The organism is Burkholderia sp. SIMBA_051 (assembly GCF_046534915.1).
Classification (GTDB): domain Bacteria; phylum Pseudomonadota; class Gammaproteobacteria; order Burkholderiales; family Burkholderiaceae; genus Burkholderia; species Burkholderia ambifaria.
On sequence record NZ_JAWRXS010000635.1, the window covers coordinates 1 to 250 of the forward strand.

The following is a 250-nucleotide window of genomic DNA, read 5'->3' on the forward strand; positions in this document are numbered from 1 at the left end:
GCTCCACGGCAGCGCCTGCAACTGGAAGTACTCGGCCAGCGGCGAGAACGGCAGGAACAGGCCCAGCCCGACCACCATGACCGTCATCAGCATCAACGGCCATGCGGCGCGGCTTTGCAGGAACGGGATCTTGCGTGTGCGGATCATATGCACGATGAGCGTCTGCGACAACAGCCCTTCGACGAACCAGCCGGACTGGAACAACGTCTGGTGCTCGGGCGCATTGGCCTGGAATACGTACCACATGAGC

The 250-nt window shown here is 62.4% G+C and carries 1 protein-coding gene; it reads right to left on the reverse strand.

Features of this window, described 5'->3' with window-relative positions; translation table 11 throughout:
- Positions 1-250 (reverse strand): cation transporting ATPase C-terminal domain-containing protein (locus SB771_RS36030; protein WP_410722165.1); only part of this gene is annotated, 250 nt, incomplete at both ends.